22 protein-coding genes and 1 pseudogene are annotated in these 25,331 nt (G+C 66.6%); 10 read left to right on the top strand and 13 right to left on the bottom strand.

What is annotated here, in order from left to right; translation table 11 throughout:
* The 5 genes from C458_RS03825 to C458_RS03805 form a co-directional block, all read right to left on the bottom strand.
* Positions 1-744 carry an ABC transporter ATP-binding protein gene (locus tag C458_RS03825; protein WP_008573391.1) on the bottom strand — a complete coding sequence of 248 codons (744 nt, stop codon included), beginning with the start codon at positions 742-744 and terminating at the stop codon, positions 1-3.
* Positions 741-1,499 carry an ABC transporter ATP-binding protein gene (locus C458_RS03820; protein WP_008573389.1) on the bottom strand — a complete coding sequence of 253 codons (759 nt, stop codon included), beginning with the start codon at positions 1,497-1,499 and terminating at the stop codon, positions 741-743. The genes C458_RS03825 and C458_RS03820 overlap by 4 nt, the downstream gene beginning before the upstream one ends.
* Positions 1,496-2,677, bottom strand: coding sequence for a branched-chain amino acid ABC transporter permease (locus C458_RS03815; RefSeq protein WP_008573387.1), 1,182 nt, complete (start codon positions 2,675-2,677; stop codon positions 1,496-1,498). The genes C458_RS03820 and C458_RS03815 overlap by 4 nt, the downstream gene beginning before the upstream one ends.
* Positions 2,674-3,642, bottom strand: coding sequence for a branched-chain amino acid ABC transporter permease (locus C458_RS03810; RefSeq protein ID WP_008573385.1), 969 nt, complete (start codon positions 3,640-3,642; stop codon positions 2,674-2,676). Before C458_RS03810 ends, C458_RS03815 begins: the two co-directional genes overlap by 4 nt.
* Positions 3,643-3,762: 120 nt before the next feature.
* Complete coding sequence (locus C458_RS03805; RefSeq protein WP_188148654.1) at positions 3,763-5,076, bottom strand: substrate-binding protein; 1,314 nt, start codon at positions 5,074-5,076, stop codon at positions 3,763-3,765.
* A gap of 561 nt (positions 5,077-5,637) precedes the next feature.
* Between C458_RS03805 and C458_RS03800 the strand changes: the two genes are divergently transcribed.
* On the top strand, positions 5,638-6,246 hold the full coding sequence (locus C458_RS03800) for a hypothetical protein (protein WP_008573381.1): 609 nt from the start codon (positions 5,638-5,640) through the stop codon (positions 6,244-6,246).
* An 83-nt stretch (positions 6,247-6,329) separates the two neighbouring features.
* Here C458_RS03800 and C458_RS03795 read toward each other — a convergent pair whose 3' ends face one another.
* Positions 6,330-7,952: a long-chain-fatty-acid--CoA ligase gene (locus C458_RS03795; RefSeq protein ID WP_008573379.1), complete on the bottom strand. Its 1,623-nt coding sequence runs from the start codon at positions 7,950-7,952 to the stop codon at positions 6,330-6,332.
* 176 nt (positions 7,953-8,128) lie between these two features.
* Between C458_RS03795 and C458_RS03790 the strand changes: the two genes are divergently transcribed.
* The gene (locus C458_RS03790; protein WP_008573377.1) at positions 8,129-8,374 is read left to right on the top strand and encodes a hypothetical protein; all 246 of its coding nucleotides are present in this window, start codon (positions 8,129-8,131) and stop codon (positions 8,372-8,374) included.
* Positions 8,375-8,403: 29 nt separating this feature from the next.
* Here the strand turns inward: C458_RS03790 and acs are convergent.
* Together acs and C458_RS03780 are read right to left on the bottom strand one after the other, a co-directional pair.
* A pseudogene (acs, locus tag C458_RS03785) lies at positions 8,404-10,399 on the bottom strand (acetate--CoA ligase).
* 186 nt (positions 10,400-10,585) lie between these two features.
* A complete protein-coding gene (locus C458_RS03780; protein ID WP_008573375.1) occupies positions 10,586-12,286 on the bottom strand; it encodes a methylmalonyl-CoA mutase in 1,701 nt (566 codons plus the stop codon).
* 222 nt (positions 12,287-12,508) lie between these two features.
* Here C458_RS03780 and C458_RS03775 point away from each other — a divergent pair, with 222 nt between their 5' ends.
* Genes C458_RS03775 through C458_RS03765 form a run of 3 tightly spaced genes read left to right on the top strand, consistent with a single transcriptional unit; the run spans position 12,509 to position 16,096 of the window.
* Positions 12,509-14,434 carry a NosD domain-containing protein gene (locus tag C458_RS03775; RefSeq protein ID WP_008573374.1) on the top strand — a complete coding sequence of 642 codons (1,926 nt, stop codon included), beginning with the start codon at positions 12,509-12,511 and terminating at the stop codon, positions 14,432-14,434.
* On the top strand, positions 14,427-15,278 hold the full coding sequence (locus C458_RS03770) for an ABC transporter ATP-binding protein (protein WP_008578323.1): 852 nt from the start codon (positions 14,427-14,429) through the stop codon (positions 15,276-15,278). The genes C458_RS03775 and C458_RS03770 overlap by 8 nt, the downstream gene beginning before the upstream one ends.
* Positions 15,275-16,096, top strand: a complete 822-nt coding sequence (locus C458_RS03765) for an ABC transporter permease (RefSeq protein WP_008573372.1) — start codon at positions 15,275-15,277, stop codon at positions 16,094-16,096. Before C458_RS03770 ends, C458_RS03765 begins: the two co-directional genes overlap by 4 nt.
* Before the next feature lie 52 nt (positions 16,097-16,148).
* On the opposite strand, the gene C458_RS03760 is transcribed toward C458_RS03765, so the two are convergent.
* Positions 16,149-16,793 carry an FAD-dependent oxidoreductase gene (locus tag C458_RS03760; RefSeq protein ID WP_004064285.1) on the bottom strand — a complete coding sequence of 215 codons (645 nt, stop codon included), beginning with the start codon at positions 16,791-16,793 and terminating at the stop codon, positions 16,149-16,151.
* Between the two features lie 306 nt (positions 16,794-17,099).
* Between C458_RS03760 and C458_RS03755 the strand changes: the two genes are divergently transcribed.
* Together C458_RS03755 and C458_RS03750 are read left to right on the top strand one after the other, a co-directional pair.
* Positions 17,100-18,860, top strand: coding sequence for a 2-oxoacid:acceptor oxidoreductase subunit alpha (locus tag C458_RS03755; protein WP_008573371.1), 1,761 nt, complete (start codon positions 17,100-17,102; stop codon positions 18,858-18,860).
* Complete coding sequence (locus C458_RS03750) at positions 18,857-19,720, top strand: 2-oxoacid:ferredoxin oxidoreductase subunit beta (RefSeq protein ID WP_008573370.1); 864 nt, start codon at positions 18,857-18,859, stop codon at positions 19,718-19,720. Before C458_RS03755 ends, C458_RS03750 begins: the two co-directional genes overlap by 4 nt.
* 214 nt (positions 19,721-19,934) lie before the next feature.
* On the opposite strand, the gene C458_RS03745 is transcribed toward C458_RS03750, so the two are convergent.
* A complete protein-coding gene (locus tag C458_RS03745; protein ID WP_013035477.1) occupies positions 19,935-20,132 on the bottom strand; it encodes a hypothetical protein in 198 nt (65 codons plus the stop codon).
* A 236-nt stretch (positions 20,133-20,368) separates the two neighbouring features.
* Here C458_RS03745 and C458_RS03740 point away from each other — a divergent pair, with 236 nt between their 5' ends.
* Together C458_RS03740 and C458_RS03735 are read left to right on the top strand one after the other, a co-directional pair.
* Positions 20,369-21,151 (top strand): aldo/keto reductase, encoded by a 783-nt coding sequence (locus C458_RS03740; RefSeq protein ID WP_008578325.1) that lies wholly within the window; start codon positions 20,369-20,371, stop codon positions 21,149-21,151.
* Between the two features lie 88 nt (positions 21,152-21,239).
* Entirely contained in the window at positions 21,240-21,431 is a 192-nt protein-coding gene (locus C458_RS03735) for a hypothetical protein (RefSeq protein ID WP_004044054.1), read from the top strand.
* Positions 21,432-21,467: 36 nt separating this feature from the next.
* On the opposite strand, the gene C458_RS03730 is transcribed toward C458_RS03735, so the two are convergent.
* From C458_RS03730 to C458_RS03720, 3 genes are all read right to left on the bottom strand, one after another.
* Positions 21,468-22,604 (bottom strand): DUF373 family protein, encoded by a 1,137-nt coding sequence (locus C458_RS03730; RefSeq protein WP_008573368.1) that lies wholly within the window; start codon positions 22,602-22,604, stop codon positions 21,468-21,470.
* A 43-nt stretch (positions 22,605-22,647) separates the two neighbouring features.
* The gene (gene sppA / locus C458_RS03725; RefSeq protein ID WP_008573367.1) at positions 22,648-23,649 is read right to left on the bottom strand and encodes a signal peptide peptidase SppA; all 1,002 of its coding nucleotides are present in this window, start codon (positions 23,647-23,649) and stop codon (positions 22,648-22,650) included.
* A gap of 90 nt (positions 23,650-23,739) precedes the next feature.
* Positions 23,740-24,663, bottom strand: a complete 924-nt coding sequence (locus C458_RS03720; RefSeq protein ID WP_004064289.1) for a coiled-coil protein — start codon at positions 24,661-24,663, stop codon at positions 23,740-23,742.
* Positions 24,664-24,962: 299 nt separating this feature from the next.
* Here C458_RS03720 and C458_RS03715 point away from each other — a divergent pair.
* Positions 24,963-25,331 (top strand): DUF371 domain-containing protein (locus C458_RS03715; protein WP_008573363.1); only part of this gene is annotated, 369 nt, incomplete at its 3' end.

The following is a 25,331-nucleotide window of genomic DNA, read 5'->3' as shown; positions in this document are numbered from 1 at the left end:
TCAGACCCCCAGATACCGCTCGCGAGTCTCGTCGTCCTCGCGGAGTTCCTCGGCGGTCCCGTCGAAGACGATGCCCCCTTGGTCGATGACGTACGCGCGGTCCGCGAGCTTGATGGCCGCCGCGGCGTTCTGCTCGACGAGCAGGATGGTCGTGCCCGCGTCGCTGATGCGCTCGACCGCGTCCTCAACGTCCTCGATAATCTTCGGCGCGAGCCCCTCGTAGGGCTCGTCGAGGAGCAGCAGGTCCGTGTTCTGCTTCAGGGCGCGCGCGATGGCGAGCATCTGCTGTTCGCCGCCCGAAAGCGTCCCGGCGCGCTGGTCTCGCCGCTCGTCGAGTCGGGGGAACTGCTCGTAGACCTCCTCGGTCGACATCCCCTTGTGGCCGAACGACAGCGACCGGCCGAAGGTGTTCGACTTGTTGTTGACGACCTCCGCGAGGTGGAGGTTCTCGGCGACGGAGAGGTTCGGGAAGATGCGCCGCTCCTCGGGCACCAGCGAGATGCCCCGGACCGACACGTCTTCGGCGGGGACGCCCGTGATGTCGTCGTCTTTGAACCGGATACTGCCCTTCCGTACTTCGGGCGGCGTCGCGCCGGCGATACACCGGAGCGTGGTGGTCTTGCCCGCGCCGTTGCGGCCGAGGAGCGCGCATATCTCGCCCTCCTCGACGCTCATCGAGAGGTCGCGGATGATGTGGCTCTCGCCGTAGTAGGCGTCGATGGCGTCGATTTCGAGGAGGCTCATAGCTCGACACCCCCGAGGTAGGCCTCTTGGACGGCTTCGTTGCCCCGAATCTCGTCGGGGGTCCCCTCGGCGATGATGCCGCCGCGGCTGAGGACGACGATGCGGTCTGAGATGCTGAAGACGATTTCCATATCGTGTTCGACGAGGACGAACGTGAGGCCGTGGTCGCGTTTGACCCGCTCGATGAGGTCGACCGTCGACTTCGTCTCCTCGGGAGACATGCCGGCGGTCGGTTCGTCCATGAGGAGCAGGTCGGGCTCGCTCGCGAGTGCGATACCGATTTCGAGGCGACGCTTGTCGCCGTAGGGAAGGTCGGTCGCGACAGTGTCCGCGCGGTCCAACAGCCCGACCGAGTCGAGCGTGTCGCGGGCGACGCCGTGTACGTCCGTGAGGCTGTCGCGATGTTTCAGGAACTCGAAGCCGAACGCGCCGCGCTCGGCCGCCAGCGCCGCGATTTCCGCGTTCTCCCTGACGGTGAGGTCGGGGAAGATGGAAGCGGTCTGGAACGACTTCGAGACGCCGCGTTGGACCACCTGGTGCGGTTCGAGGCCGACGATTGACTCGCCTTTGAAGCGGATGTCGCCGCTGGTGGGGTCGAGCCGTCGCGTGATGAGGTTGATGAGCGTCGACTTCCCCGCGCCGTTGGGTCCGATGATGGAGACGCGCTCGTCCTCCTCGACGGTGAGGTTCACGTCGTCGGTCGCGACGAGGCCGCCGAACTCCTTGACGAGGTTCTGGGTTTCGAGGAGCGTCATCGGCCGTCACCCCCGTTTCCGGAGCGCGAGCGGACGCGGTTCGCCGCCTTCGAACCGAGGTCGACCGCGAGTTCGCGGAGGCGGGTCAGGATGCCCCACAGGCCGTCGGGGACGACCCAGACGACCACGACGAAGACGAGGCCCAAGAGGAGGTGCCAGTAGAACCCGAAGTCCCTGATGAGCACGATATCCGTGAAGGGAATCGTCAGCGCCTGAATGGTGCTGACGATGTTCTCGATGTAGAGGTACAGCCCCACGCCGAGAACCGGCCCGAACATCGAGCCCGCGCCGCCGAGGACGGTCATGACGACGATGTCGCCCGACTCCGTCCAGAACAGCGACTGGAGGGGGACGTACGCCCCGTGGATGGTAAAGAGGCTCCCGGCGATGCCGGCGAACGCGCCCGAGATGATGAACGCCATGAGTTTGTAGCGCCAGACGTTGAGGCCGACGAACTCGGCGCGCTGTTCGTTCTCTCGGATGGCGCGGAACACCATCCCGTACGGGGAGTTGAGGATGCGGTAGGCGACCGCGACCGCGCCGACGAAGAACGCGCCGACGAAGGCGTAGAGCCACGTCCCGAGGAGCATCCCGCCGACGGACGGGATGTCGGCTTCGAGGTGGATGACGCCGAGGAAGCTGCCGACCTCGACGCCGGTCAGGCCGTTTTCGCCGTTGGTCAGAAACGCCAGCGGCGACGCGGCCATGTAGTAGAACATCTGGGCGAACGCCAGCGTCAGGATGGAGAAGTAGATGCCGCCGCGGCGAAGCGACAGGAAGCCGAGCACCCACGCGAGCAACACGGCGAACAGCGTCCCCGAGACGACCATCACGATGGGGTCGCCGCTGACGTTCTTAGCGACGATGCCGGCGGCGTACGCCGCGCCGCCCCAGAAGGCCGCGTGGCCGAACGAGAGCAGCCCGGTGTAGCCGAGAAGCAGGTCGAAGCCGATGGCGAAGATGCCCCAGATGAGGATGAGCGTCGCGAGGCTCTGGTAGCCCTGCAGGAACCCCGAGACGACGGGGGCGCGGGCGAAGAGGTACGGGAACACCGCGACGAGGACGGCCGTGATGCCGACGACCGTCCCCTCGCGGCCGCGGAGCTTCTCCCAACGACCGAACAGACTGCCGCCGACGAGCGCGTCTTTGGCGCTCGGGTTGGCGTCCTTCTCGCTCATGGGGCCACCTCCTCGTCGCCGAGTAGACCCTGCGGTCGCGTCAGGAGGACGAGGGCCGCGATGGCGTACAGGCCGACCTGCGACCACGCGGGCGCGAAGGAGACGAGCGCGGCGGTCGTGAGACCGAAGACGATGCCGCCGACGACCGCGCCGGCGATGCTGCCGACCCCGCCGATGACGACCGTCAGGAACGCCGGGACGAGGATGTTCGTCCCGATAGTCGGGTTGACGACGTTCAGCGGGCCGCCGACGACGCCCGCCACCCCGGCGAGCGCCGCGCCGATGCCGAAGACGACGATGTACGGGCGGGTGATTTTGATGCCGAGGAGTCGGACCATCTCGGCGTCGCGGGTCCCGGCGCGGACGACGAGACCGAAGTCGGTGTACTCGACGAGCAGGTACACGAGCGCCACGAGGACGGCCGTGATGCCGATGACCCAGAGCCGCCACTGCGGGAAGTTGCCGACGATGGGCAGGGCAACCGGACCGGAGACGGGAAGCCCGGCGAACGAGCCGAACGAGAGGATTCGCTCGGGCTGTTCGAACGGCAGGCTGTTGCTACCGAACAGAACGCGGAACAGCTCCTGAACGACGATTGCGAGCCCGAACGTGACGAGAATCTGGTCGGTGTCGGGGCGGTCGTAGAACGCCCGTGCGAGGTACCGCTCCATCAACAGGCCGACACCGAAGACGAAAAGCGGGACGAAGATCAGGGCGGCGAAGAAGCCGATATCGAGCCCGAAGCTCGAAAAGCCCCACTCCGCTAGCTTCCCGTTCGAAAGCGGCACGTTCAGCGCGACGAACAGCCCCGCGTAGGTGCCGACGAGGTACAGCGCGCCGTGCGCGAAGTTGACGAACTTGAGCGTCCCGAGGATGATGGAGAGACCGACCGCCAAGAGGACGTAGATGGCCCCCTGCTGCAGTCCGTTGAGCAGGATGACGAGCACGTCCGACAGAAGACTCATCGACCACCACCCCTCCGGCTATTCGAGGCGTGAACTACCATGGGTATGCTAATCTTACTCATTTACGTGTGCGTGGTTGTCTGCGATTAACTTTCATTAAGATAACGGTGGGGAGAGTGGCTACTCGTAGGACCCGAGTTCACACTCGGCTGCAGGCCCGGCGTCGCACGCGTAGCCGAGGTCGTCGCGGCTGGTGATGTTGACGATGTTGAAGTACGTCCCCTCGCTCTGTTCGGAGCCGGGAAGCCCTTGGACGACCGGCACGTCGCGCTGTGCCTGGTGGTCGCAGCCGCGCATCGTCTCCGCGCCCATGCCGATGTTGTCGTACTCGTAGTCTTCGAGCTGCCTGATGACCTCCGGCGGGTAGAAGGTGCCCGCGCGCTCGACGGCGGCGGCGTACTGGAGCGTCTGTGCGTACGCCAACTGCGCGGGGCCCGAGGGCGTCCGGTCGTACTCGTCTCGGAACGCCTGCGTGAACTCCTGCGACGGCGTGTTATCTATCTGCGAGTCCCACGCGACGGTGCCGTAGATGCCCTCTATCGCGCCGCCGGCCGCCTCCGCCATCGGGCGGTTGTACAGCGGAACGATGATTTCCATGTCCTCGTCGATGCCGGCGTCGATGGCCTGCTGCATGGAGTTCGCGCCGTCGAGCCCGTAGTGGTTCAAGATGAGCACGTCCGCGCCCGAGCTCTGGGCCTCCGAGAGGTACGTCGAGTAGTCGGAGGTGCCGAGCGGGGTCGCGACCGACTCCACCTGCTCCCAGCCGGCCACGTCGGTCATGAACTGCTCCATCGACGCCTGCTGGGTCTGGCCCCAGCTGTAATCGGCGTAGAGCTGATAAAACTGCAAACCCTCGCCGTAGGCGTCGCGGACGACCGGCGCGAGCGCCTGTCCGGTCATGTAGGCGTTGAACATCTCCCGGAAGGAGTAGCGGACGCAATCCTTTCCGGTGGTGTCGTTCGAGTGCGTCAGACAGCACATGAACATGACTTTCTCGTTTTGACACAGCCCTTGGACCGCGATGGCGACCGCCGAGGACGAGCCGCCCGAAATCATAATCGCGTCGTCGCGCTGAATCATCCCCGAGGCGGACTGTCGCGCCTGGTCCGCGTCCGTGGCCGTGTCCCCGTCCACGTGGTCGATGGTGTAGCCGAGCACGCCGTCGCCGGAGAGGTCGTCGAACTGCGAGTCGACCCAACCGCCGCCCTCGTTGAGGTGCTTCACCGCGAGCTGATAGGCTCGAAGCTCGTCTTCACCCTCCGAGGCGTACGGTCCCGACTGCGGGACGTTGAATCCGAACGTGGCCGTGTCGCCCTCGATGGGGAAGTTGCCCAACGCCGGGTAGTCGTCGCCACCGCCGCCACCGTCGCTACCGCCGCCACCATCACCGCCGCCGCCGTCGCCACCGCCGGTACACCCCGCCAGCCCTGCCAAGCCAGCGGTTCCGACAGCACCAGTCGCCTTCAACACATCTCGCCTATTGAGCGGCTTGCTATCCCGTGCCATAGACACATCGGCGGATACATCGTTAATAATAGTTATGTATTGATTCCCTAATATCTGTGTAATCAATCATTATAGATTGGTGGGCTCTACAACATGATATAAGGTGTCCGTCGTCCCGACCGGCGGTCGGCTCCCGCAGTGCCCACTCCGCGTCGCGGGACGTGTCACTGGCGCAAAATACGGGCCGGTGTCGGACTCGCCCCGCACAGTCGTTCGCCCCGTCAGGCATCGAGAGCGACGAGTCCGCCGTGCAGTCCGTCTCGTCTCGAGGCACGCCGCACCAATCTCACCGCGGCGGCACCGGCGTGAGCGGCGCGAACGGCCGGCCGACAACTATCAGAATACTAGATATATATCCCCGGATAGCACCGTTTCAATGCCATTTCCGCGCGTTCGTTGACCAGTTAATCTCGTCCCGTCGTGAATGTTCGATTTATAACTAACCCCGGAACGCGCGAACACCGATGCAGCCACGCCCGTGGCACCACTATGACAGACGACACGAACGACGGATTCAGACCGACTCGGCGCTCCGTGCTCCGACTCGGCGCGATGTCGGCGCTCGGCATCGGTATCGGCATCCCCGCGGCTTCCGGTTCGGTGGCGGCGACCATGTGTCCCAAGACACCCGGCTACTGGGCGAACAACCCGGATTACAGCAGTCCCACCGACAACTGGGCGGTCCTCGGCCCGAACGGTGACACGAACTACGCCCTCCGCGGCGTCACGATGACCCACGACGAGTGGCGCGAGTTCCTCGTCGCGCCCACCAAGGGCGACAAGGCGAACATCATGGCGAAACACTACCTCGCAATCGTCCTCAACCTCCGGAACAGACCGGGCGACGACCCGGGCTGCACGAGCGACGGCACGACCATCCAGTACGGCGACTACGCGGGCTACACCATCGAAGAGGTCAAAAACATGGCCGGGAACTGGCTCGGTAACTCCGCGTGGTCGAACGGCGGCAAGCAAAAGAGCTGGTACGTCTCCGTCGGCGGCGATATGGTCGACGGCGAACCGCTCAAAGACACTCTCGATGCGTTCAACAACAACCCCGGGTCGCTCGGCCTCGACTGCCCCTGCGACGACCGCTGAACCGACCCCTCCTCGAAACGAGACGCCGCGGCCGCGGTTAGGAGCCTGCTACCGGCCGAAACGCGAGCTTAACGCGGTCGTTCCTATCCTTCTCCCACCATCCGCCCTTCGTCTTCCCACTCGCGTTCGCGCAGTTCGTACTTCTGAATCTTCCCGGTCGCGGTCTTCGGCAGCTCGGCGACGAACTCGATTTCCTTCGGCACTTTGTACGTCGCGATGCGCTCCCGACAGAACGCGATGAGCGCCTCGGCGGTGACGCCCGGCGCATCGGGGTCGCCGCTCGTCGGCACGACGAACGCCTTCGGTGACTCGCCCCACTCGTCGGACGGGACGGGGATGACCGCCACGTCTGCGACCGCGTCGTGGTCGAACAGCGTGTCCTCCAGTTCGATGCTGGAGATGTTCTCGCCGCCGGAGATAATGATGTCCTTCTTGCGGTCCTGAATGCTGATGAAGCCGTTCTCGTCGACGACCGCGAGGTCGCCCATGTGGTAGTAGCCCTCCAGCCGCGCCGAGAAGGCCTCCTCGGTCTCCTCGGGTTTGTTCCAGTACTTCTCCATCACCTGGTTGCCCGCGACGACGATTTCGCCGACGGACTGGTCGTCTCTCGGCACGTCGTTTCCGTCCTCGTCGACGACGCGAACGTCGGTCCCGAGGTAGCCGATGCCCTGTTTCTTTTTCACGCCGAAGCGGTCGTCGCCGTCCGTCAGGTAGCGACCGGCCTCCGAGGTCGTGATGAGCGGGCCGGTCTCGGTGGCTCCGTAGACGTGCATGAGCCGCCAGCCGAACTCGTCTTCGACGGTCCGAATCGTCGCCTCCGGCGGGGCCGCGCCCGCGGTCGCCGCCCGGACGGGGCTCGCGCCGGTCGTTTCGACGCCCCCCTCCTCGCGGTAGTGTTTCATCAGGATGTTCAGCACCGTCGGCGCGGCGCAGAGATACGACACGTCCTCGTCGCGGATGGCGTCCAACACGGCCTCAGCCTCCACCCCGCGGGTGCAGACGTGCTTCGCGCCGTGGCCGGTAATCGCGTAGATGTGACCCCAGCCGTTGACGTGGAACATCGGGAGCGTCCAGAGATACACGTCGTCGTCCGCGATGTCCTGATGCATCGAGATGAGGTAGGCGTGAATCGTCTCGGCGCGATGAGTGCGGCAGACGCCTTTCGGGTCGCCGGTCGTCCCCGACGTGTAGTTGATGGTGATGATGTCGTCTTCGTCCATCTCCGGGCGCTCGTAGTCGGTCGACTCCGCGACCAGTTCGTCGAAGTCGAGCCACTCCCCGTCGGTCGATTCGGCGGCCTTCTCGGGGTCGTTCGTGACGAAGATCTCAGCGGGAATCTCGTCGCGGACCTCGTCTATCTTCTCGGCGAAGGCGTAGTCGGCGTAGACGGCCGTCACGTCCGCGTCGTTCAGCATGTACTCGAAGTCCGCGGGGACGAGCCGGTAGTTCAGCGGCATGTGGACCGCACCCAACTGCATCGACCCGTAGGCGGCTTCGAGGTGGTAGTGCGTGTTGGGGTCGAGCACCGCGACACGGTCGCCCTTCTCGACGCCGCGGGACTGGAGCGCCGCCGAGAAGCCGTCGGCGCGCTCCCCGACTTCGTCGTAGGTAAAGCGCTCGCCGGTCGTCGCCACGACCGCCTCCCTGTCCCCGTAGTACCGCCGCGCGCGGTCGAGGAACTCCGTCACCAGGAGTGGTTTCTTCATACGCGGTATTCTTCACTAACGTTCAAAATAAATGTGCGGGCTGCTACCGCGGTGCGCATCATTGAGAACAGTTCGCACATAGAGTGACAATAGCCCACGACTCGGGCCGCGGGAGACTATATTACTACACAAACTATGCAGGAAAATATCATATTCGCGGAGTTCGTAGCGCGCGTATGGCGCTTTCAGACTACACCGGACGCTCGCCGACGGGCCGGGACGAGACCATCGTGCGCGTCGTCCCCCATCGGCTGTGGCGGCCGGGGGACGAGCGAATCGAACCGTGTACGTACAGCGGCGAGCAGATTCGGCTCTCCGAGAAGCATCTCCTCGCCGTGGTCGAACGCGACGGCGTCCGCGAGCGACGCTACTTCCGCGACGAGTCGTCGCTGTCGGCGTGGATGGAAGAAAATCCGCGATAGAGTAGGGCCGACGGCGGCGGAACCGGCGGTTACTCGCTTTCGACCTGCCGCTGAATCGACTCGACGACTTCGGGGTTCCGAAGCGTCGTCGTGTCACCGAGTTCCTCGCCGTTCGCGATTTCTTCGAGGAGCCGACGCATAATCTTGCCAGACCGCGTCTTCGGCAGTTCCGGCGTGAACACGACCATCTCGGGGCGAGCGATGGGGCCGATGGCGTCCTCGACGCCCTCGATGATGCGCCCCCGCATCTCGTCGTCCTCGTCCTGACCCTCCTCGGTGATGACGTAGGCGTAGACGGCCTCGCCCTTCACCTCGTGATTCCCGCCGACGACCGCGGCCTCCGCGACGCCCTCGACGCCGACGATGGCCGACTCGATTTCCATCGTCCCGAGGCGGTGGCCCGAGACGTTGATGACGTCGTCCACCCGTCCGAGGATGGTGATGTAGTCGTCGCCGTCGATTTTCGCGCCGTCCTCGGGGAAGTAGACCCAGTCGTCGGGGTCGTCGCTGTCGGTGTCGGAGTACTCCTGCCAGTACTCCTGAACGAAGCGCTCGTCGTTGTTGTAGAGCGTCCGGAGCATCCCCGGCCACGGCTTGTTCACCGTGAGGTAGCCCGCCCGACCGGCGTCGACCCGCTTCCCGCTCGTGTCGACGATTTGGGCGTCGATGCCCGGCAGTGGCGGCCCGGCGGACCCGGGTTTCATCTTCTTGATTCCCGGCAGGGTCGTTATCATCATGCCGCCGGTCTCGGTCTGCCACCACGTATCTACCACCGGGCAGTTCTCGTTGCCGATGTGCTTGTAGTACCATTTCCACGCGCGCGGATTGATGGGCTCGCCCACGGTGCCGAGCAGACGGAGGCTCGACAGGTCGTGCTGTTCGGGGAACCGGCTGCCCCACTTCATGAACGCGCGAATCGCCGTCGGGGCCGTGTAGAAGATGTCGACCGCGTACTTCTCGATGATGTCCCACAGGCGGTCGCGGTTGGGGAAGTCGGGCGTCCCCTCGTACATCACCGTGGTCGTCCCGAGCGCGAGCGGCCCGTAGACGATGTAGGAGTGACCCGTAATCCAGCCGATGTCCGCCGAACACCAGTAGGTGTCTTCCTTCTCGATGTCGAGCACGGCGTGCGAAGTCCACGCGGCGTACGCGAGGTAGCCGCCGGTGGTGTGTTTGACCCCCTTCGGCTGTCCCGTCGTGCCCGAGGTGTACATGAGGAACAGCATGTCCTCGGCGTCGCGCTCGACGGGGTCGATACGCTCGCCGGCGTGCTCGTCGAGGAGGTCGTCCCAGTCGTGCTGGTTGCCCTTCAGGTCGTGGCCGAAGCCGTCGTCGCCCAGTCGGTCGACGACGACCGTCGCGTCGACGCCGTGGTCGACGCCGTCGAGACCCTCGTTAGCCTTGTCGAGGTGGTCGAGGGGGTCGCCGCGGCGGTAGTAGCCGTCGCAGGTGACGAGGAACCGGGAGTCCGCGGAGTTCATCCGGGTCGCCAGCGCGTCGGCGGAGAAGCCGCCGAAGACGACCGAGTGCGGCGCGCCGATGCGGGCGCAGGCCAGCATGGCGATTGGCAGTTCCGGAATCATCGGCATGTAGAGCGTGACCACGTCGTCTTCCTCGACGCCGAGGTCGCGCAGCGCCGCCGCGAACTCGTTCACCTCGCGATACAGGTCCTGATAGGTGTAGNGTGTAGGTTCGCGTCTCGCCGTGTTCGCCCTCCCACTTGATGGCGACGCGGTTCTTGTCCCCGTTTTCGACGTGGCGGTCCACGCAGTTGTACGAGACGTTGAGTTTGCCGCCCGTGAACCACTCGTAGAACGGCGGGTTCGAATCGTCCAGCACCTCGTCGTACTCCTCGTCCCAGTCGAGCATCTCGGCGGCCCGCTCCCAACAGTCGGGCCAGTTCTCCTCGAACTCGTCGTAGACGGCCGGGTCGGAGACGTTCGCCTGCGCGACGAACTCCTCGGAGGGTTCGAACTCCTCCTGCTCGACCAGCCGTGCCTCCAGTTCGGTGTCACCGTCTGCCATAGTACGTGCTAACTACACCAATCCTCCATGATAAATCTATGTAGTCCAGTCGTCCGCGTGGGGAACTTCGGCACGGGCTGTCACCGGGCTGTCGGTCGGTTACGCGCGTCGCCGGCGCGCGTTCCAGTCAGCGAACGTTCATGTCATCCCCGACGTTTCGGGGGTCGGTGGCCGCGTCGACGACCCTCACATCACGCCGATGGACTCGCGGTACGTTCCGTACTCCTCGGCGAACACGTCCATGATTTCACCCATCGTGACGTACTCCTTGACGGCGTCGACGAGCACCGGCATGACGTTGCCGCCGTCGCGGACCGTCTCGCGGAGCTCTGAGAGCGCGGCATCGACCGCCTCGTCGTCGCGGTCGTCCTTGACGGATTCGAGGCGCGCGAGCTGTCGGTCCTGTACCTCGTCTTCGACGTGGAGCAGGTCGGGACGGGTGTCCTCCTCGGTGTCGTACTTGTTGACGCCGACGACGATTTCCTCGCCGTCTTCGACCCGCGACTGGTACTCGTAGGACGCCTCGCTAATCTCGCGGTGGTAGTAGCCCTCGTCGATGCCGGCGAGGACGCCGTCGCGGACGGAGCCGTCGCCCATCTCCCGAATCTCCTCGATGTAGGCCATCGCCTCGGCCTCGATTTCGTCGGTCAGCGACTCCACGAAGAAGCTCCCGCCGAGGGGGTCGATGACGTCGGCCGCGCCGGACTCCTCGGCGATTATCTGCTGGGTGCGGAGCGCGACGGTGACGGCCTCCTCCGAGGGGAGCGCCAGCGCCTCGTCGAAGCTGTTCGTGTGGAGTGACTGCGTGCCGCCGAGGACGCCCGCGAGCGCCTGTATCGTCACGCGCACGACGTTGTTGAGCGGCTGTTGGGCCGTCAACGACTGCCCCGCGGTCTGGGTGTGGAACTTCAACTGCGTCGAGCGCTCGTCCTCGGCGTCGTACCACTCCGACATCACGTCGTGGTAGATGCGGCGGGCGGCGCGGAACTTCGCCACCTCCTCGAAGATGGAGTTGTGGGAGTTGAAGAAAAACGACAGCTGGGGGGCGAACTCGTCCACGTCGAGGCCGCGGTCCACCGCGTCTTCGACGTAGGCGAAGCCGTCGGCGAGGGTGAAGGCGAGTTCCTGTACCGCCGTCGACCCGGCCTCGCGGATGTGGTAGCCCGACACCGAGATGGGCCGGATGCGCGGGGTCTCCTCGGCGGCGAACTCGACGGTGTCGGTGACGAGCTTGAGCGACGGTTCCGGCGGAATCACCCACTCCTTCTGCGCGATGAACTCCTTGAGCATGTCGTTCTGGAAGGTGCCGCCGATCTGCTCGCGGGGGACGCCGCGGTTGTCCGCGAGCGCGACGTACATGGCGAAGACGACCGGCGCGGAGGGGTTGATGGTGAAGGAGGTCGTCACCTCGCCGATGTCGATGCCGTCGAACAGCACCTCCATGTCGCGGAGGGTGTCGACCGCGACGCCCTCCTTGCCGACCTCGCCGTCCGAAAGCGGGTCGTCGGAGTCCTTGCCCATGAGCGAGGGCATGTCGAACGCCGTCGAGAGCCCGGTCTGGCCGTTCTCGATGAGGTAGTGGAAGCGCTCGTTGGTCTCCGTGGCCGTGCCGAAGCCGGCGAACTGCCGCATCGTCCACGTCCGCCCGCGGTACATCGTGGGGTACACCCCGCGCGTGTACGGGGACTCGCCGGGGAAGCCGAGGTCCGACTCGTAGTCGAGGTCGGCCACGTCGGCGGGCGTGTAGAGGTCCTCGACCTCGTGGTTCGAGACGGTGGCGAACCGGTCTTTGCGCTCGCCACCCTTCTCAACGAAGGGGTCGCGGGTCTCCGATTCCCACTCGTCGCGCGCCTCGCGGATAGACGCTAAATCGTCCTCGTCGTACATGTCCACCAATCCGTATGGATGATGATTAAGGATTCGGGTCGAAGTCGGCCCCGAAGGCGGTTCGCTCTCGGCACCGGGGCTTCGACGCACAGACCATCGCACATATCACCCCCGGACCGCTTAGCACCGGCTATGCACGGCTGCGCGACAGATGCGGGATTCCCCGACGCGGCGGCTCAGCCCGCCGCAGTCCCCGAGCCCGTCGGAGTCGGGCGCTGACCGATGGCGCTTCTCACGCCCGAGACGACCCGCTGGGTCGCCGCCGCGACGGCGCTCGTCTTCGTCCTCGCGAGCGTCTCCTTCGTCGTCCCCGCCTCCGGGTCCGTCTCGCCGGTCGCCTTCGACGACACGGTCAAGACCGGCGGCACGTCGGTCGACGTTCGCACGGCCGAGGTCGAGGGGTTCGAAGTCCCGCTCGCGCAGGTCCACTTCTCGCGGTACCGCTACGTCATCGGCTACTACGACGTGCGAACCGCCGCCGCCGACGTGTCCACGCCCGAGAGCGCCCGCCAGTTCGGTGACCCGCTCGCGGTGTTCGTCACCGACTACGCGACCGTCTCGCCCGACCTCGACGACGACGGCTCCCTCCGGACCGAACACAACCGCAACCCCGGCTGGACGAGGGCGTCCGAGGCGTCGTTCGTCGTCGACTCGGGCGCGCGGGTCCCCTCCGGCCCGATTGCGGTCCCGTTTTCCGACGCCGACGCGGCGCGCTCGTTCGCGGACGCCCACGGCGGCGAGGTGGTCGGGTGGGCGACGCTCCGCGACCGCGCCGGCGACCCGCTTTCGTCCCGCCTCGCCGCCTTCGAGTCGTCGGTCGCGGCCCACCACGAGTGGGCGAACCAGACCACCGCTGCGAGTGATGCGCTGTTCGACAGGCCCGTCTCGACCGTCGTCGGCAAGGACGCGCCGACCGTCGAGGCGGCGGTCGAATCGGCCCCCGCGAACACGACCGTCTACGTCCCCGCGGGCACCTACTCGGTCGACGCGGTCGAACTGAATCGCTCGGTGACGCTCCGCGGTGCCGGACGCGACACGCGACTCGTCGGCGACGGCAACGGCAGCGTCGTCCACCTCCGCGCCGACCGGAGCGCGGTCGGAAACCTCTCAATCGCCGGCGTCGGCGAGACCGGAACCCGCCGGGTCCGCGCGAGCAACGAATCCGTCGACTGGGACACGCGCGTCGAACTCGCCTACGGCCGCGGCGACGCCGGCGTCGTCCTCGACGGCGCGAACGAGTCGGCCGTCCGCGGGGTCGGAATCGACACGCCCGCGAGCGGCATCATCGCCCGCGAGAGCGCCGACAGCGTCGTCGACGGCGTGACCGTCCGCGGGGCCGACGAGCCGTCCGACGGCTTCATGGGCGTCGTCCTCATCGGCGAGCGGGCGGTCGTGCAGGACTCGACGTTCCTCGACGGCCGCGACGGCGTCTACACCCACCGCGCCGACGGGAGCGTCATCCGCGACAACCGCATGGAAGACGGCCGCTACGGCGTCCACCAGATGTACACCTCCGACGCGCTCGTCGCCGACAACGTCGTCCGCGGGGACCGCATCGGCGTCGTCCTCATGACCCGGCCCGTCGGCAACCTCGTGGTCGGAAACGACGTGCGCGAGTCTGACTTCGGGTTCATGCCCGCCGGGAGCGACACCTACGTCGCGGACAACGTCTTCGCCGGCAACGACTACGGCATGGACGTGAGCGGCGACCGGCAGGTGTACGTCGGAAACGTCGTCGCCGGAAACGGCGTCGGCGTCCGCGGGAGTTCGACGTTCCCGACGAACGTCGTCGTCCGAAACGACATCGTCGGCAACGACGTGCGCGTCGAGTCGTCGCTCGGCCCGATGCGGACGTGGACCGCCGGCGGCGAGGGCAACTACTGGGGCGACCTCCCGCTCGAAGACGCCGACGCCGACGGGGTCTACGACCGGCCGTACCAGCCCTCCGGGCCGGTCGACGCCGAACTCGGCCGCGAACCCGGCGCGCTCGCGCTCTCGGAGTCCCCCGCGATGCGCGCGCTCCGCCGCGCCCGCGACGCGGTGTCCGGCCTCCGCGGGTCCGGCGTGGTCGACGCCGCGCCCCGGACCGAGCCAGTTCGACCGGAGACGCTCGCCGCCCTGAACGCGACGGAGGAGACCGATGACTGACCGCGACCAGACACCCCCGACGACTGACGACCCCACCACGATGCCGAGTCCCGACCCCGCGACGACCGCCGAGACTGCCGAGACAGACTCCGACGAATCGACGGGCGAAGCCGCCGTCTCGGCCTCGAACGGGCCGGCTATCGCCGCGACCGACCTCAGTCACGCCTTCGGAGACGTGGGCGTCCTCGACGGCGTCTCGCTGTCGGTCGCGCCCGGCGAAATCGTCGCGCTCGTCGGCCCCAACGGCTCGGGGAAGTCCACGCTCCTGCGGTTTCTCGCGCGAGTCCGCGCGCCCGACGAGGGGACCGTCACGGTGGGCTCGACAGAGAGCGGCGGCGGCCGCGCCCGCGTGGGCTACCTCCCGCAACAGCCCGGCTTCCGCGCCGGCTTCTCCGCGGCCGACACGCTCGACTTCTACGCGCAGTTCGTGGACGGGGACGTGGACGTGGCCGGCGTGCTGGAGCGCGTCGGCCTCGTGGACGCCGCGGACCGCCGGGTGGGCGCGCTCTCCGGCGGGATGACGCGCCTCCTCGGTCTCGGGCGGGCGCTCGTCGGGGACCCGGCCGTGGTCGTCCTCGACGAGCCGGCCAGCGGCCTCGACCCCGGCATGGTCGAGCGACTGTTCGACATCGTCTCCGACCTCGCCGACGCGGGCGTCGCGGTCGTCCTCTCGTCGCACAACCTCGGCCCCGTCGAGCGGACCGCCGACCGGGTGGTCGTCCTCGACGGCGGCCGGTTCGTCGCCGACGGCGACCCGCGGGCGGTGGTCGAATCCGTCGGCGCGGCCGACCTCCAAACCGCCTTCGGTGACCTCGTGGCGACCGAGGAGGTGACGGGGAGATGAGCGGCGCCGGCTCCGACGCCCTCAGCGACCTGTTCGCCATCGCGGCCCGGGAGCTTCGGACGGTCGTCAGGACTCCGGCTGTCGTCGCGCTGTCGGTCGTCTTCGGGCTGACGGTCGTCGCGGTCGCGGCCGCCGGCTCCGGCGCGCGCGGCGGCTACGTCCCGCTGGTGCTGGATTTGGTCCCGTTCGTGGAGGCGCTCGTCCCGCTGCTCGCCGTCGCGCTCTGTTACCGGGCGGTGCTCTCGGACCGCGAGTCGGGCGAACTCGACGTGCTCCGCACGTTCGACGTGTCTCGCCCGGCCTACGTCGGCGGCGTCTACCTCGGCCGCGGGCTCGCGCTCGCGTTCGTCGTCTTCGGGTCGTTGCTCGCCGCGGGCGCGACCGTCCCGGTGCTCTCGCCGCCGGACCCGACGTTTCTCGCGCTGAACGAGGCCGCCGACTCGCCGGTCGCGTTCCTCCGGTTTGCCGTCCTCGCGGTGCTGTTCGCGCTCGCGGTCGCGGCGGTCGCGCTCGCCGTCTCGGCCGCCGCGCGGACCGCCCGGCAGGCGATCGCGCTCGCCGTCGGCCTGCTCGTCGCCTTCGTCGTCGGCATCGACGCCGCCGCCGTCGCCGGGCTTGCCTCGGGGACCCTCGGCATCGACGCGGTGCCACTCGCGCTCGCGGTGAGCCCGAACGGCGCGTTTCGGTCGCTCGTCCTCGGCGTCGCCGTCGAGACCGGCGGGGGCGGGTCGCCGGCCGCGGCGCTCGCGGGGCTCGTCGGCTGGGTCGTCGTCGCGCTCGCGGTCGCGGTGCTGACGGCGTGGCGGCCGGTAGAATAGTGTTCCGGGCGGCGCGAGCCCGCGGACAGCGCAGGCAGCGCGCGCGAAGCGGTTACCCGAAGTTCTCGACCTTCGCGGCGTCTGCGTCGCCGCCGGCGGCCTCGACGGCGTCGGTCGCGCGCGAGACGAAGTCAGCGAAGCCGTAGACGAACAGCTGTTCGCCCTCGTCGCCGGTGAGCGCGTCGGCGACGGCGTCTGCGAGGTCGGACTCGTCGCCGGTGACGACGACGCTCGCACCGTCGTCGCGGAGCGCGGAGAGCCGTTCCTCGTGGGCGGGCGCGTCGTCGAGATAGACCACGGCGGCCTCGTTGCCGTCGGCGACCGCGGCCTCGGCGATGCCGACCGCGGGGCCGACGCCGGGGCCGCCCGCGAGGACGACCACGCGCGACTCGCCGTCGTAGTAGCTCTGCCCGAACGGCCCGGAAATCTCGACGTCGTCGCCCGCGGCGAGCGAGTCGAGGTGCTGGCTGAACGGCCCTGCCTCCTCGGGGTCGATGCCGACGGTCACCTCGAAGGTGTCGCCGACGCCGGGCGACGAGAGCGTGTAGAACCGCGCGTACGACTCGCCGTCGACCTCGGCGGAGAGCTTGACGAACTGGCCCGGCTCGGCCTCGAAGCCGTCGGGCGTCTCGAACTCGATGGCGACCGTTCCGGGACCGACGTCGCGGGCCGCGGCGACGGTGACGATTGCGTCCATGCGACCGAGTTGGTCGCAGGCTCACAAGGGCCTTGTCTTCCCGGACGTGCGCGCCGGAGTCAGGCCCGAACCGTGCTGACCGTGCACATAGTGTGAACCGGAGATAATTGCCACGAGATGGTGAAACACACCTCAATTAGACGTTTGGTCGATTCTGTCTCCGCAATTCGTATATTAGTCCGTAGGTCAGCCTATTTTAGGCACCCATAGAACTTACACGTCAAATTTTCATTTATTATCAGTACCATCGTTTAACACCAATTTTCAGAAGGCTTTTGACCCGGCTATGGGTAGATTTCACCCAGCATGCCTGCGGACTTCAACTGGGCCATCGGCGGCGAGGCTGGCGATGGCATCGACTCCACGGGGAAGATTTTCGCTCAGGCACTCTCCCGGGCCGGACGCCACGTGTTCACGTCTAAGGATTTCGCTTCGCGAATCCGGGGCGGATACACCGCGTACAAGGTTCGGACTGCCATCGACCCCGTGCAGAGCGTCGTCGACCGACTCGACGTGCTCATCGCGCTCACACAACGAACAATCGACGAGAACCTCGACGAACTGCACGAGGGCTCCGTCATCATCTACGACGGCGACCGCTCCACCATGGCGGACGTCGAAATCCCCGAGGGAATGGTCGGGCTGGACATCCCCCTCAAGGCGCTCGCCGAGGAGGCGGGCGGCGCTATCATGCGCAACGTCGTCGCGCTCGGCGCGGCGTGCGCCGTCGCGGACTTCCCCATCGAGAACCTCGACAGCGCGCTGCAGAAGCGCTTCGGCGGGAAGGGCGAGGCCATCGTCGAGAACAACAAGAAGGCGGCTCGCGCGGGCCTCGAATACGTCCACGACGAGTACGACCACGAGTTCGACTACGACCTCGAGACGACCGACGAGGACTACGTGCTCATCAACGGCGACCAGGCCATCGGCATGGGCGCCATCGCCGCCGGCTGTCGCTTCTACGCCGGCTACCCCATCACGCCCGCGACCGACGTGATGGAGTACCTCACCGGCCGCATCGAACGCTACGGCGGCCACGTCGTGCAGGCGGAAGACGAACTCGCGGCCATCAACCTCGCGCTCGGTGCGGCGCGCGCCGGCGCGCGGTCGATGACCGCCACGTCCGGTCCGGGCATCGACCTGATGACCGAGACGTTCGGGCTCGTCGCCACCTCCGAGACGCCGCTCGTCATCGTCGACGTGATGCGCTCGGGCCCCTCGACGGGGATGCCGACCAAGCAGGAACAGGGCGACCTCAACATGATGCTGTACGGCGGCCACGGCGAGATTCCGCGCTTCGTCGTCGCGCCGACGAGCATCGACGAGTGCTTCTGGAAGACCGTCGAAGCGTTCAACTTCGCCGAGAAGTACCAGGTGCCGGTGTACGTCGCGGCCGACCTCGCGATGGCCGTCACGGAACAGACGTTCTCCCCCGAGACGTTCGACATGGACGAAGTCGAAATCGACCGCGGCAAGGTCGTCGACGACGACTCCATCGACGAGTGGCTCGACGAGGAAGGTCGCTTCCAGCCGCACGCGCTCACCGACGACGGCGTCAGCCCGCGCGCGTTCCCCGGTACGGAACAGGGCGCGCACATGTCGACGGGCCTCGAACACGACGAACTCGGTCGGCGGACCGAAGACCGGTCGATGCGCGTCGAGCAGGTCGACAAGCGCGACCGGAAGGTCGAGACCGCAAAGGAGACCGAGGACTTCTCGCCGCGCGAGTTCGGTGACGCCGACTCCGACACGCTCATCCTCTCGTGGGGCTCCAACGAGGGCGCGCTCGTCGAGGCGCTCGACTTCCTCGAAGAAGACGGCATCGACGTGCGCTTCCTGTCGGTCCCGTACATGTTCCCGCGGCCGGACCTCACCGAGGAAATCGAGGCGGCCGACGAGGTCATCGTCGTCGAGTGTAACGCGACGGGGCAGTTCGCCAACGTCGTCGAGCACGACACATTGACCCGTGTCAAGCGCATTAACAAATACGACGGCGTCCGCTTCAAGGCGGACGAACTCGCAGACGAAATCAAAGCCACCCTCGACGCAGAGGAGGTCTCAGCATGAGCTCAAACGTCCGCTTCACCGACTTCAAGTCAGACAAACAACCGACCTGGTGTCCCGGCTGTGGGGACTTCGGGACGATGAACGGCATCATGAAAGCGCTGGCCAACTCCGGCACCGACCCCGACAACACGTTCATGGTCGCCGGTATCGGCTGTTCCGGAAAAATCGGGACGTACATGCACTCGTACGCCATCCACGGCGTCCACGGGCGCTCGCTCCCGGTCGCCGCCGGCGTCAAGCTGGCGAACCCCGACCTGACCGTCGTCGCAGCCGGCGGCGACGGTGACGGCTACTCCATCGGCGCGGGCCACTTCATCCACGCCGTCCGCCGCAACGTGGACATGGCCTACACCGTCATGGACAACCGCATCTACGGCCTCACCAAGGGACAGGCCTCGCCGACCTCGCGCGAGGACTTCGAGACTTCGACGACCCCCGAAGGGCCCCAGCAGCCCCCGGTCAACCCGCTCGCGCTGTCGCTGGCCGCCGGCGGCACGTTCATCGCGCAGTCGTTCGCGACGGACCACAAGCGCCACGCGGAAATCGTCCAGGAGGCCATCGAACACGACGGCTTCGGCTTCGTGAACGTGTTCAGTCCCTGTGTCACGTTCAACGACGTGGACACCTACGACTACTTCCGCGACAACCTCGTCGACCTCGCGGACACCGACCACGACCCGACCGACTACGACGCGGCCAAAGAGAAGATTCTCGACTCGTCGAAGGAGTACGAGGGCATCATCTACAAGGACGAAAGCTCCGTCTCCTACGAGGAGAAGTTCGGCGTCGACCAGAACATGTCGGACATTCCGTCGGGCGCGCCCGACGACGCGATGGACCTCGTCCGCGAGTTCTACTAACGACGACCGCCGAACTCGCGGTTGACGCCGCGCCGACCGCTCACCGAACTTCGACCGTTCTTTCGACCGTCCCCGACTGCTCGATAGGCCCGCGAGCGCCGCGAACGCTTCACCGCCGAAAAGAATCGACTGACCGAGTCGGTCCGGGCGGGACCAAGGAGGTCCGGGCGACCGAGCCGACCGACCCGCCACCGAGTCTCCCGACGACCCGCTCTTACGCCACCGTCTCGATGTTGAGCCGGTAGCGCGTCCCGCAGTCGAGACACCGCGCGTCGTCGGACTCGATGAGCTCCGTCACCAACACCTCACCGAACTCGCAGTTCGGACACTCGTAGACGAGCGAGTCACCCGCGATACGGTGTGCGAACGCGTTCGTGTTCTCTTCTGTCAACGGCTCTGATGCGGACGACATTCCTGACCACCGGTCAGATATGCTACCACATAACACATAAACTATCCGCCGCCAAGCGTCGGGCGGCGTCGACCGGCATCGGGTGGCGAGCGTCTGAGACCCCGTGTGACACACCCTCAGGCCGTGAAAGCCGGAAATTCGCCCGCCCTTCCGGAACGTCTTTTCAACTCGCGGCCCTTGAATCGGTCATGACGGAGAACCTCGCCTCAGCAGACGACGCACCGCGAGCGAACGGGATGCCGATGCTCGGGCTCGGAACGTGGCAGAACACGAACGCCGACGAGTGTCGCAACGCGGTGCAGACGGCGCTGGAGATGGGCTACCGGCACATCGACACCGCCCAAGCGTACGGGAACGAGGCGGAGGTCGGTGCGGGCATCGCCGCCGCCGACGTCGACCGCGACGACGTGTTCCTCGCGACGAAGGTGTGGGCCGACGAACTGTCCCACGACGACGTCATCGAGAGCACCGAAGCGAGCCTCGAAAAGCTCGGCGTCGACTACGTCGACCTCCTGTACGTCCACTGGCCGTCCCGCGAGTACGACGCCGAGGAGACGCTCGCGGCCTTCGACGAACTCGTCGAGCGAGGGCTGACCGAGCGCGTCGGCATCTCCAACTTCGAGCCCGAACAGGTCCGCGAGGCCGTCGAACTGTCCGAGTCCGGCGTCTTCGCCAACCAAATCGAGATGCATCCGCTCTTCCAGCAGGAGGAACTCCGCGAGGTCTGCGCCGAGGAGGACATCGAACTCGTCGCGTACTCGCCGCTCGCCCGCGGGGAGGTCTTCGACGTCGACGTGCTGTCCGACATCGCGGAGAAACACGACGCGAGCGAGGCGCAGGTGTCTCTGGCGTGGCTCCGCGAGAAGGGCGTCACCGCGATTCCGAAAGCGACGGGCGAGGTCCACATCCGCGACAACTGGGAGTCGCTCGCGCTCGAACTCGACGACGAGGACGTGGCCGCCATCGACGCCATCGACATCGAAGACCGCCGCGTCGACCCCGACTTCGCGCCCTGGTAAGCGACTGAACCCGCCTTTTCCCGGTTCGACTCTCGATTCGTCGCCCGGAGCCGCAACGGATTTGTCGAACGAGTCCCGACAGAATCCCATGGAGTTCGACCTCCCCAAGACAGTCGCGTTGCTCGTCGCGCTCGTCGTCGTCGGAACCGCGGCCCTCGTCGGGATGGGCGCGATGGCGACGAGTACGGTCCTGATGATGGTGACGCCATCGATGCTCGTCTTCGGGGCTCTCTGTCTCGCCATCGGCGTCAAACACGGCGAATACCGGGCGTCGAACTAACGACGGGGACGAAACGAAAACACGGGACAGAAATCCTCAGCTCTCGTTTTCTCTGGGCGTGTCGACGACGTCCTCCAGCGTCTCGTCCGAGACGCTCGCGGAGACGCGGACGCCCACGACGCTCACGACGACGCCGGCGACGATGAACATCGCCAGCCGCTGGACCGGCGTGAGCGCGAGTCGCCCGAGCAGTTCGAGGTTCGCTAGCTCGCCCTGTCGTTCGAGGAGGAAGCCGGCGAACCCGCGGACGACGAGCCCGATGGCGACGACGCCGAACGGGAGGTTCATGTACGACGTGGAGACGCGCTCGCTCCCGATGAGTTCGTCCAAGAGGCGGCCCGCACTCGCGGTCAGCGCGGCGAGCGCCAGCCACGGCGCGCTGTGGTAGACGAACAGGAGCGACGGGACGAGCACCTCCTCGCCCCCGCCGACGCCGGGGGACCGAATGGCGAGCGCGCCGAGGAACAGCCCGACGATGGCCAGCCCGGCCGCGACCGCGTAGGTGACGACCGACACCTGCCCGGAGTAGAGGGCGTCGCGGATTTGGTCCGGGGCGTCCGAGAGGAACTCGTCGATGGCCAGTCCCTTGTAGAGCAGCACCGCGCCCATCAGGGCGGCGAGCCCGGCCATGGCGACCTCGGGGCTGAACTGGACGAGCAGCAACGGGACGAGAAGCAGGCCGACGCCGAGCGGGACGAGTACCGTCGAGCGAAGCTCCTCGTCGCCGAGGAACTGCTTGAGCAGGTAGTACGTCGACTCGATGTCGTGGGCCTGCCGGACGACCACGCGGTCGACCGCGTCGACCCGGAACCGGCTCTCGACGACCGGGACGAGCCGCTCGTCTTCCGCGCTGTCGATGACGACGACGGCGGACTCGACGTCGAACTGCTCGGCGAGGTCGTCGAGCTGTCGCGCGACGGCGCGGTCGGCTCCGACGGCGCTGTCGCTCGTCCCCGAGATGACCGCGATTTCGGCGTCCTCGCGCTCGTCTCTGAGTTCGCGGGTCGTCCGCAACGCCGCGAGAAGGCAGTTGACGCTCGAATCCTCGGGGTCCGAGAGGCCCACGTCGGTGACGAGCGACCGGACCGCTTCCCAGCCGACGACGGGCGTCGAGAGCCCGGTCTTACGGCCGATGTCGTTCGCCCGGTCGACACAGAGGACGAGCGTTGTCACGTGGAAGACGAACGGGGGCGCGGGCTAAAAAGCCTCCCAGTCGTCAGAACCGAAACGAGAAGCCGTCGTCGGGGTCGACCGACGAGGCGAGTCCCGCGCCGAAGGCGTACGCCGCCCCTTCGACGCCACCGCGGAGCCGGTCGGTGAGGCCGACCTCGGGGGTGAACTCCCGCACCGACACCTCGTCGCGGCCGAGGCGTTCAGCGAGTCGGTCTTCCACGTCGTCGCGGGTCCCCAGCGAGTCGACCAAGCCGAGTTCGTGGGCCTCCTCACCGAGGTAGACGCGGGCTTCGGTGTCGCGGACGACCTGCGGGTCCATGTCGCGGCCCTCGGCCACGCGCTCGACGAAGTCGTCGTAGTAGTCGTCGATGAGCCCTTGGAGGTACTCGCGTTCGTCCTCGGTCGGCTCCTTGAGCGCCATTCCGGCGTCCTTGTACTTCCCCGCGGCGAACCGCTCGTAGGAGAGGCCGATTTTGTCGGCCAACTCCGAAGCGTTGACCGACGAGCCGATGACGCCGATGGAGCCGACGACGCTCACGTCGTGGGACCACAGTTCGTCGCAGCCGCTGGCGATCCAGTAGCCGCCCGAGGCACAAGTGTCCGTGGCGTAGGCGACCGTCGGCCCGTCGAAGTCGGCAACGGCCCGGCGGATATCGTCGCTCGGCAGCACCTCGCCGCCGGGCGTGTTCAGTTTGACCAGCAGCGCGTCGACGCTGTCGTCGTCGGCCGCGGCGTCGACCTGCTCGACGATGTCGTCGGCGGGCGTCCCGCCGCCGCGACCCGGAACCGGCCCGCCGCCGCCGTCGCGGGAAATCGGTCCTTCGACGGCGACTTCGGCCACGTCGTAGTCGGGGAAGGCCGACGCGGCGAGCCTGCCGCCGACGCGGAGCGCGGCGATGACGACTCCGACGACCAAGAGAAGCCCCGCGAGGTCCGCGAGCGTGTCGGGGACGCGGTAGAACAGAATCCAGCCGACCGCCGCCCCGACGACGGCGAGAACGACCACGATAGCCAGCCGGTAGACGCGCGTGAAGCTGTCGGTCACGGTGAATCACTCATGGCTGTCGCTCGGGCTTCGAACGGCATAAAAATGATACGTCGCAAGCGCGACGAAGAGAGAGAAAGTGACCGAAGTTTAGAGCAGCCCGGACTTCTGGAGCTTCATCAGGTCCTCGGTTTCGAGGGTCTCGCCCTCTTTGAACTTCTGGTAGATCTCCTCGGCCTCGGCCTTGGCGGCCTCGCGCTCCTCGGCGCGGGAGTCCTTGCGCTGGCGCTCTTCTTTCTTGTCCAGCTCGCGGAGGCGCTTCTGGACGCGGACGAAGTCCTCGTGGTGACGGTCGGCCGCTTCCTGGGCTTCGACGAAGAGCTCGTGCATCTCGTCGGCCTTGTCGCGGATGTCGTCGGCCTCGCGGTAGGCCTCGATCATCTGGTTGTGGTGTTCCTGGGCGTCGTCGGCCAGCTCGGTCACCTTCTGGTGGTGCTGGGACGCCTCGGAGCGGACCTCTTCTGCCTCTTCGATGAGTTCTTCGAGGTCACCGCTCTCTTCGACCTTGTCCTTTTTCTGGCGAAGCTCTTCGCGCTTGTTCTCGATTTTCTCGATGAGCTCGCGCTCGTCTTCGGTCGAGAGGACTTCGGTCTGCTGGCGGAACTCGAGTTGCTCGATCTCCTCTTTGAGCTCGTCGATGTCCTTGCCGTCGTCGAGCTCGAGGTCGCTTTTCATCTCGTCGACCTCGTCGAACAGCTCGTTGGCCTTCGCGTTGAGCTCGTTGCGGCTCTGCTTGTGTTCCTGCACCTGCGAGTTCATCTCGTCGCGCTTCTCGCGGTGCTTCTGGGCTTCGTCGACCTTCTCGCGAGTCTTCGCGTTGAGGTCGTCGCGCTTGGACGCGCGCTCGGAAGCCATCTGGTTTAGTTCATTGCGGCGGTCACGGAGTTGACCGGCGAGTTTGATGAGTTCGCCTTTCGAGCCGCTCTCGAGCTTTTCGTCTGGGAGATCGATGTTTCGTGCCTCGTCGAGTTCCTGCACGTCGAACTCGCTAAGTACTTCCTGCTTCGTTACCATGCGTAATCAATCCTCGATACCATCACCACTCCGTGCGTGGCGGCTGCTCGTGGGAGTGCGACCGACCGTGGATAAGAATTCCCGATCATTCTGCGTGCGATGCCGCCGGAACGCCGGAGGCGCTCAGGTACATACACATACAAGCGACCAGTTAATAAATACTTCGGTGGGAATTCGGGTGAAAACAGTTACCACACCGCTCGTATCGACCGTATTCTCCATGTTAGTCATTGCCACAGTCGTATATAAATGGGATGTGAATCGTGGGGGCTAAACCGAGTCGGGTCGGATGCCACGTCATGAGAGAGGTCATTCGCGCACGCGGCCACGAACACGTACGCGCCGAGCACGCGAGCACCTTCGAGGTGACGACGGACGACTGGCTCACCCCCGCGGGCGACTGCATCATCGGCGTCGAGGCCGACCGCACGCCCGCCGACTTCGACCCGGCGTTCGTCGAGGCCTGCCAGTCCCGCGACGCGGCTATCGACGTGCACGTCCGCGTGGACGCGGGCGACGAAACCCACGAGCAGGCCGTCCGCGCCCGCGGACACCCGGACCTCACGTTCGAGGGCGATCGCAGCATCGTCTTCCGCACGAGCGACTACGTGGACGACCGAACCGGCGCGGTCGACGCGGCCCACGCCGCGGCGGGCTTCGACCGCGAC

The sequence above is a fragment of the Haloferax sp. ATCC BAA-644 genome (assembly GCF_000336975.1).
GTDB lineage: Archaea > Halobacteriota > Halobacteria > Halobacteriales > Haloferacaceae > Haloferax > Haloferax volcanii.
The sequence above is the reverse complement of the archived record's forward strand: the minus strand, read 5'-3'. Positions and strand labels throughout refer to the sequence as shown.